Annotated in this window: 14 protein-coding genes; all 14 read left to right on the forward strand. The window is 44.2% G+C overall.

The window, feature by feature from the left end; all coding sequences use genetic code 11:
- The coding region (locus AC1DUA_RS27820; RefSeq protein ID WP_477502849.1) for a phage portal protein at positions 1–1,007 on the forward strand (1,007 nt) is incomplete at its 5' end.
- Complete coding sequence (locus tag AC1DUA_RS27825) at positions 1,004–2,650, forward strand: ADP-ribosyltransferase (RefSeq protein WP_477502850.1); 1,647 nt, start codon at positions 1,004–1,006, stop codon at positions 2,648–2,650. The genes AC1DUA_RS27820 and AC1DUA_RS27825, both read left to right, overlap by 4 nt.
- Positions 2,634–2,792 (forward strand): hypothetical protein, encoded by a 159-nt coding sequence (locus AC1DUA_RS27830; protein WP_477502851.1) that lies wholly within the window; start codon positions 2,634–2,636, stop codon positions 2,790–2,792. Before AC1DUA_RS27825 ends, AC1DUA_RS27830 begins: the two co-directional genes overlap by 17 nt.
- 119 nt (positions 2,793–2,911) lie before the next feature.
- On the forward strand, positions 2,912–3,541 hold the full coding sequence (locus AC1DUA_RS27835; protein ID WP_477502852.1) for a phage scaffolding protein: 630 nt from the start codon (positions 2,912–2,914) through the stop codon (positions 3,539–3,541).
- Between the two features lie 21 nt (positions 3,542–3,562).
- Positions 3,563–3,958, forward strand: coding sequence for a hypothetical protein (locus AC1DUA_RS27840; RefSeq protein WP_477502853.1), 396 nt, complete (start codon positions 3,563–3,565; stop codon positions 3,956–3,958).
- Positions 3,912–4,862: a major capsid protein gene (locus AC1DUA_RS27845; protein ID WP_477502854.1), complete on the forward strand. Its 951-nt coding sequence runs from the start codon at positions 3,912–3,914 to the stop codon at positions 4,860–4,862. Before AC1DUA_RS27840 ends, AC1DUA_RS27845 begins: the two co-directional genes overlap by 47 nt.
- Before the next feature lie 21 nt (positions 4,863–4,883).
- Positions 4,884–5,081, forward strand: a complete 198-nt coding sequence (locus AC1DUA_RS27850; protein WP_477502855.1) for a DUF7210 family protein — start codon at positions 4,884–4,886, stop codon at positions 5,079–5,081.
- Positions 5,068–5,202, forward strand: coding sequence for a hypothetical protein (locus tag AC1DUA_RS27855; protein WP_477502856.1), 135 nt, complete (start codon positions 5,068–5,070; stop codon positions 5,200–5,202). Before AC1DUA_RS27850 ends, AC1DUA_RS27855 begins: the two co-directional genes overlap by 14 nt.
- Positions 5,189–5,560: a hypothetical protein gene (locus AC1DUA_RS27860; protein WP_477502857.1), complete on the forward strand. Its 372-nt coding sequence runs from the start codon at positions 5,189–5,191 to the stop codon at positions 5,558–5,560. Before AC1DUA_RS27855 ends, AC1DUA_RS27860 begins: the two co-directional genes overlap by 14 nt.
- Positions 5,557–5,961, forward strand: a complete 405-nt coding sequence (locus tag AC1DUA_RS27865; RefSeq protein WP_477502858.1) for an HK97 gp10 family phage protein — start codon at positions 5,557–5,559, stop codon at positions 5,959–5,961. Before AC1DUA_RS27860 ends, AC1DUA_RS27865 begins: the two co-directional genes overlap by 4 nt.
- 4 nt (positions 5,962–5,965) lie before the next feature.
- Positions 5,966–6,397, forward strand: coding sequence for a phage tail terminator family protein (locus tag AC1DUA_RS27870; RefSeq protein ID WP_477502859.1), 432 nt, complete (start codon positions 5,966–5,968; stop codon positions 6,395–6,397).
- Complete coding sequence (locus AC1DUA_RS27875; protein ID WP_477502860.1) at positions 6,387–6,569, forward strand: hypothetical protein; 183 nt, start codon at positions 6,387–6,389, stop codon at positions 6,567–6,569. Before AC1DUA_RS27870 ends, AC1DUA_RS27875 begins: the two co-directional genes overlap by 11 nt.
- A complete protein-coding gene (locus AC1DUA_RS27880; protein WP_477502861.1) occupies positions 6,570–7,883 on the forward strand; it encodes a phage tail sheath family protein in 1,314 nt (437 codons plus the stop codon).
- 14 nt (positions 7,884–7,897) lie between these two features.
- Positions 7,898–8,242 (forward strand): phage tail tube protein (locus AC1DUA_RS27885; RefSeq protein ID WP_477502862.1); only part of this gene is annotated, 345 nt, incomplete at its 3' end.

Raw genomic sequence — 8,242 nt, forward strand, 5'->3', positions numbered from 1 at the left:
GTCCTGCAGGTGTGCTCTCACTTAAGAGAATCCCCGCTGAGGAATGCATTCCTTTATGGCGGGATGCTGCCCACACCGAGCTGGATGCACTTATTCGAGTTTACGAGATTGAGGTGTATGAGGGTAAAACGAAGAAAGTCATCAAGAAAATTGAGTTCTGGGATACAACCGGTGTGAAGAGATACGTTCTTGATGGTGTTGGCATGTCACCAGACTATGATTCGGTGGGTAATGGGACCCACTTCACATTGGTTGAAGGAGACGAAGAGATACCGTTGAACTGGGCCCGAGTTCCATTCGTATGCTTCAAATATCATGAGGACGAGCTTCCATTGGTCAAATTCATTCAAGCTTTGGTGGATGATTACGATCGTAAGAAAAGCGATAACTCGAATAATCTGGATGATTTACCGAATAGCGTTTATGTCATAAAAAACTATGATGGACAAGACCTTGGAGAGTTCCGACGCAATCTCTCAGTGTTTCGTGCGGTAAAAGTTATGGATGATGGGGCAGTTGACACGCTCTCCTTAGACATTAATACCGAAGCTTACAAAACACATCAAGATATGAATCGAAAAGATATATACGAATTCGGACGCGGCGTGGATACGCAGTCCGATAAGTTTGGAAACAGCCCGAGTGGCATTGCATTAAAATTTCTATATCAAGACTTGGACCTGGACGCCAATGATATAGAAACAGAGTTTCAAGCAAGCCTGGAGCAGCTTCGATGGTTTATTGATACGCATCTAGCAAATAGCGGTCAGGGTGACTTCTCTGAGGAATCTGTTGATTTCATTTTGAACCGAGATATCCTCATCAATGAAATGGATACTATCACTAATGCGAAGAACAGCGTAGGTGTTATTTCAGAAGAGACGATTGTTGCGAATCATCCGTGGGTGACCAATCCTCAGGATGAAATGAAGAGACTGGAAACCGATCGGAAGAAAACAATGGATGATCTTGCCTATGAAGCTAAAATTACTGGTGAATCATCATGAGGTCAGCAGAGTATTGGGCTCAGCGAATGGAGCAGCTGAACGAAGCGCAGCTGGCGAAAGGTGAAGCTTATATCCAGAACATGAAACGTGAATACGGAAAGGCAATGGCCTCTATTCAAAAGGATATTAATGCTTTCTATCAACGTTTTGCTAAAAACAAGGACGTAGATCTGGCGACTGCTCGTCAGATGCTTAAGGCTGGTGAGCTAAAGGAATTTAGATGGTCTGTTGAGGATTACATCAAAGCTGGCCGTGAAAATGCCATTGACCAACGATGGATGAAGGAACTAGAAAATGCGAGTATTCGCGTCCGTATGAGTCGGCTAGAAGCATTGCAGATACAAATGAGGCAACAAGTCGAATTGCTCACCGCTAAACGCCAAACGGGAGCTTCGAGTTTATTAGGTGACATTTATAAGGATAGTTACTATCAGAACATTTTCGAATTACAGAAGGGAATCGGGCTAGGGGCAAGCTTTGCTAAGCTAAATTCTAGGCAAATTCAAAGCCTGCTTGCTACACCTTGGGCTCCGGATGGTAGTAACTTTAGTCAAAGAATTTGGGGAGATCGTAGCAAACTGATCCATGAGCTTCAAACAACTTTGACGCAGGGACTGATTCGAGGCGATTCATCAGATTTAATGATAACGCGATTATCTGAACGCATGGGAGTATCTCGCACACGAGCTGAAACTTTGATCCTTACTGAGTCAGCATGCTTCTCTGGAGCTTCACGCCGGGCTTCTTATGTAGAGCTAAACGTTGAGAAATATAGAAATGTGGCAACCTTGGATAAGCGGACATCGGATATTTGTAGGACGATGGACGGTAGCATTTTTCTAGTGTCGGAAGCAAAGGCAGGGCTTAACTGCGCTCCATTTCATGCACGCTGCAGGACGGTAGACATTCCATATTATGAAGACAACGTAAAAGAGCGTGCGGCTCGAGGGGGAAATGGTAAAACATACGATGTACCTGGCGATATGAATTATGAGCAATGGGCAAAGCAGCACTTGCTGGATGATGCAACAAAGCCTCCGAGGGATCATGTTGTGCAGCCGGTTGAGAAAGTCTCACAGGATGAGCTTCCGGTATTGTACAAGACATTCACCTCGCCTGATGAAATTTACGATTGGGACGACGCAGTAGCTCCCGATTGGGAGAAGGCTCTCACGAAAGATGAACGCAATGCGATTGTGGATTATACCGGTTCAGATTATCAGGAAATTAATGAGAATTTACGTAACGGATATTCTGAGCCACTTATCGACAAGAAGATTGAGGACATCAGCAGCGGCTTACAGAAGTTTGATCTAAAGGAACCTATCAAGGTATTCCGGGGGCTATCCCATAATATATTTAAAGGTTTTGCGGCTGCCGATCTAATTGGCGTCAAAGTAACAGATCCTGCATTCATGAGCACATCACTATTAGCTAAGGAAGCATTTAGCGGAAAAGTGCAGATTGAGCTCAGACTTCCTCCAGGCACCTATGGTGCTCCGGTGATATCGATCAGTTCATTCCCGGCAGAGTACGAATTCCTATTGGATCACGGAATCAATTATGTTATTATTGATGCAATCGAAGACGCCGGCACATTATTTCTCACAGTGGAGGTTTTGCCAAATGGCGAAGGAAAGTGAACGGGAACATGGAATCAGACCAGATAGGATGGATAAATTCGTTGGCTCTCCAAAAGGGTTAAAGCTAGAATTCCCGGATGGCCGAAAAGGTGTCGTTGTTGAGACGGAAAAAGGAAAGTTTACAATCGAATATCAAAAATAGAAGCACTCAGCTTATGCGCCGGGTGCTTTTTATTTTGGGCTTGAGCTGAAACTGCTTGAGCCCTATTTGCATTACAAATTAACCGGACACGACCGGGACAAAAAGTGGAGGCTTGYAAAATGGAATGGTTAAAACAGCTTTTGAAACAGCGAGGGCTAAGCGATGAGCAAATCACTGCAATAGTTGAAGGTGTAGAGACAAACTATAGAGGCTGGGTGCCTGAACACAGGTTTAAAGAAGTAAACGACGCCAAGAAAACAGCGGAAGACACTCTCAAAGAGCGAGATAAGCAGCTCGAGACTCTCAGTAAATCAGCCGGTGATAATAAGATTCTTCAGGATCAGATTACTCAGCTTCAAACAGATAACAAAGCTACTTCAGATAAGTATGAAGCTGATTTAAAAGAACTCCGTGTCACCACGGCTGTTAAGATGGCCTTGTCTGGGAAGGTTTATGACCCTGAGATGGTAATAGGATTATTGGACAAAAATAAAGTTGAGCTCGACGATACCGGCAATGTGAAAGCTGGACTCGAAGAACAAGTGAAAGCCCTGCAAACGAGCAAGGCTTTTTTGTTTGTTCCTGAAAAATCTAGTCAGCAGCAGTTTAAGGGAATGGCTCCTGCAGATGGCAGGGACAAAGGGGGCGGTGGTGGAGAAGATCAGAATAATATTGGTAAGCGACTGGCCGAACAGGTCGCGAAACAGGGTGAGGTTTTAGATAAAGCTCGTGAATCATATTTTCAATAATTTTATGGAGGTCATGTGGAGATGAAATACACAGAAACGATCTTTACAAACAATAAGAAGGAAATCTTGAAATTTCCGGACCATTACGTAAATCTTGCAGTGATGGTGGACGACACGGGGATTGTGGCTAATGCTGACGGCAAGAAGATCGTCCCGGCTGGCACGATTATTGGCAATGGCATTTTGACAGATCAGACGAAGAAAGCGAAAAAGGCAGTAACAACGACAGGTGTTTCCAACGCTGAAGGTGTGTTATTTACTGACGTTGATGTAACTTATGGACCTGCTGCAGGCGCTATGCTCATCCATGGATATTGCTACCTATTACGAGACGAACACTTCAAATGCCATTCCATATCTGGGGGCTACTTTGTTTCCAGCAAAGAAACAACTTGGACTAGACCTCAAATGGATTAAGGGTTCAAAGGGATTACCGGTTGCTCTGCTCCCTTCTGCTTTTGATGCTAAAGCAACTCTCCGTGATCGTATTGGATTCAAGAAAATTGAAACCGAAATGCCTTTCTTCCGTGAAGCAATGCGTATTGGTGAAAAAGATCGTCAAGAATTGAATCGGTTAGCAGCTAGTGATAATGAAAGCTATCTGATGCCACTAATTAACAATATCTATGATGATGTAACTAACTTGGTCGGTGGCGCTTTAGTAAATCCAGAGAGGATGATTATGCAGCTTCTCTCAACCGGTAAGATTAGCATTGTGGCTAATCGATTGAACTATGATTACGACTACAAGATGCCGGCTAACCACAAAGTAACATTAACGAGCACGGATAAATGGAGTGATCCAACAGCAGATATTGTCGGGGATATCAAAACATGGCAGGATACGGTTGAGGATGAAACTGGAGTACGTCCTCTAAACGGAATTTGCACGCGTAAGACATGGAATTATATTCTAAAAAATACGGCTATTCGTTTGGATATGAATCCAATTGGTGGCCAGAACATTATTATGACCGATGCTCTCATGAAGCAGTATCTTCAAAATAAACTTGGTGTATCGATCGCTGTATACAACAAGAAGTTTGGTCTACAAGACGGCAGCAGCAACTTGTTCTATCCGGATGATTATTTCACTCTTATTCCAGAGGGAGCTCTTGGGAATACGTACTTCGGTACAACACCTGAGGAATCTGATTTAATGTCGGGTAGTACTACCGCTGATGTATCCATTGTTAATACCGGTGTTGCTATTACTACTATTAAAGAGCCGCATCCGGTAAACGTAGAAACGATCGTATCTGCAATTACATTGCCTTCATTCGAACGAATTGATCAAATTTTTATTGCCAAAGTAAATTAATTAATTGGAGGTGTTTTCTAGATGACGACTAAAGCCCAAGAAGAAAAACCAAAGACTGTTAAAGTTAAATTCATGCAAAACGTTAAATATCGAGGTACTTATTATTCTGCTGGAGAAAAATTAGACATTCCAGCGGAGGATAAAGCAGCTCTCATAAAAGATGGTGTAATTGCTGGTTCAGCTGTGATTGAGGATGACAATGACGATGACGATCAATGATTACGTGCTCAGACTTAAAGAGCTGCTTGGAATTCCAGTTGAGGATATCAGTAAAGAGCCTCGGCTAACCTTTACGATAGAAACGGTAATTCAAGCTGTTCTCACTAATGGCATTCGGTAACGTTGCTGCAGAGCGTGCGGCGATTGAGAGCACGTATGAGGGATCTTGCACAGTTACAACATTCCAGTTGGTAAAGAATCCGAGTACACATGTAACCGGACAGCAGAGGATCCACCTTTTTGAAAACGAGCCTTGCGGGCTATCACAAACTACTCTTGCTAGTTCTAGTAAAACTGAAACGGATAATACGATCGGATTTGATGCGAAATTGTTCATTTCTCCTGATGTAACAATAACAGCAGGCTGCGAGATCCGGGTCCTACAAAATGGAATGGACCAGAAATTTGAGCAAGTAGGCGAGCCATTCCGATACGCCACACATCAAGAGATCTTGTTAAAACAAGTGGGCCGAGCATGACCAGGCTTGGAGATTTTGATTTTTCGGGGCTACAGAATTTTAAGCAAGGATTTGACCAACTTCGAGAACATGCTCCTGCTTTTCAGGAAGAGTGCTTAAAGGAGTTGGTGAGTCGCTTATTTGCGAAAACTGTAGCTCGCACTCCAGTTCTCACGGGTGAATTGCGAAGAGGTTGGTCGATTGGACCCATTCAACGTGTAGGCTCTCAAATTCAAATAGAGATAATTAATCCTGTTGAATATGCGATGTACGTTGAGTATGGTCATAGGACGAAAGATCATAGAGGATGGGTCGAAGGACGGTTTATGCTTACTACTTCCATTGAGGAATTGGAGAGGGAATTGCCGGCTATTCTTGAAAGAAAGCTGGAGCAGTTTATAAAGGAGCATTTAAGGTGGTAGGTTGATGGAAGATCATATCTTGAATGGTATCGTTGCTCGCTTGAGTGAGATTGATTCCACAGTCCCGATCTATACAGAGCAGATAAAGCAGGGCTTTTCCCAGCCTGCTTTTTTTGTTATGCAGCTAGATACAGCGCAGGCTCCGGGATATAACCGGCGATCAAGTCGCAACATGCTTTTCAACGTGCATTACTTTCCAGATAGGGAGAGCCTTTTGCCTAAAGCAGATTGCAGAGCGATTGCGCAAAGTCTATTCGAGCCTCTGCGGTATGTCACAACGGAATATGGTTTAGTGAGGTCAAACGGATTGAGGTACGAGATTGTCGACGATATCCTGCACTTTTTCGTCAACTTCAATATAAAGGTGATCCTTGAAAAAGAGACGGTCGATAGGATGCAAAAGATTGAACGGGAGGGTAATCTCAGTGGCGACTAAGGAAAAAAGTAACCAGCAGCCTGAATTCACGAAAGAGCAATTTCTCGTATCAAAATCCTACACGGGATTAGAGAAAGATATCTTTCGCGCATTACTGGACGACAACAAAACATATACCAAAGATCAGGTGCGAGAGATCGCCGATGACTTTGTAAGAAAGGAAGTGCAATAAATGGCAGGAGGTACTTTTACAGCTCAAAATAAAGTGCGGCCAGGAAGTTATTTTGACTTTCTGACAAGTGGTACAGTAGGCGCTTTGGGTGCTCGGGGTATCGTGGCGATCGCACTCGCTCTAAGTTGGGGACCTTCAAAAACTGTGATCGAGATTAACGCAGGTGACAACCTGAAAACGTTGCTTGGTTATGACATCACTGATTCGAAGCTGCTGCTTATTAACGAGGCGCTGAAGCGTGCTAAGAAGCTTTTACTGTATCGTTTAAATGCAGGTACTAAAGCGACCGCAACACTTGGCAATCTGACAGCAACGGCTAAATATGGCGGCGTACGAAGTAATGATATCACGGTAGCTGTGACGGTTAACATCGATGATGCTTCGAAGTTCGACGTTGTAACTCTAGTTGATGCTGTACAGGCAGACAAGCAAACCGTGTCCGCGATCTCCGGGCTTGTAGCTAATGCATGGATTGATTGGTCCGGCACAGGAGCGCTGACAACTAATGCGGGTATAACTCTAGCGGGCGGCGCAGATGGTGTCGTAATCAATGGAGATCATACAGACTTTCTAACTGCTGTTGAAGTTGAGGACTTTAGCGCGCTTGCATTGACTTCCACAGATCCGACATTGAAGGCTCTTTATGTGTCCTTTGCAAAGCGCCTACGCGACGATGAGGGGACGAAGATTCAGGTCGTATTAGAGAACTATCCTGATGCAGATTACGAAGGCGTGATCAGCGTTAAAAACGGCGTAGTGCTTGCGACAGGCGCGACGATTACAGCAGCTCAGGCAGTTGCTTGGGTGGCAGGCGCGACAGCTTCCGCTCAAGTCAATACGTCCCTAACTCGGACAGCTTATGACGGTGCAGTCGATGTCAGCCCTCGCTATACGAATTCGCAGATCGAGACAGCTCTCCTGAATGGTGAGTTCGTATTCACTCCGAATCAAGGTCGAGCGGTCGTTGAGCAGGACATCAACACGTTCACTAGCTTCAGTCCTACGAAGGATAAACGATTTTCGAAGAACCGTGTCGTGCGCGTTCTTGATGCGATTAACAACGACCTGAAAACGATCAATGATAATTATTACATCGGTAAGGTCGACAATAACGCAGACGGTCGCAACCTTCTGAAGAATGAATATGTGAATTATTTGGAGTCTCTGCAGGCGCTCAATGCGATCCAGAACTTTAATTCTCAGACGGATATCACGATCGTACAAGGAGACGATGCTGATGCGGTGTATGCCGAGTATAGTGTGCAGCCGGTTGACTCCATCGAGAAGATTTATAATCTCGTCAAAATTCAGTAGAAAGGGTGATATAGATGTCTTTTTTGATGGCGAAGGATACAATTTCCGGACAGTCCGGGCGTGCTTACGCAACGATTAACGGGAACGTCGAGGAAATGTTCTACGTGAAGAAATTCGAGGCGAAGGCAAAGAAGAACAAGAAAGAGATTCGCACCCTTGGCAAGAACGCCACGCAAAACAAAGCTAACGGGTTCGCGGGTACCGGAACGATGACAATCTATTATGTCACCTCGAAATTCCGTGAGCTCATGCTGCAGTACACAAAGTATGGTATTGATACATACTTCGATATTCAAATTACGAATGAAGATCCTTCATCTTCTATCGGATCTCAGACAACAACCGTCAAAGGTGTTAAC

It is taken from the genome of Paenibacillus sp. 01T422 (genome assembly GCF_056398785.1).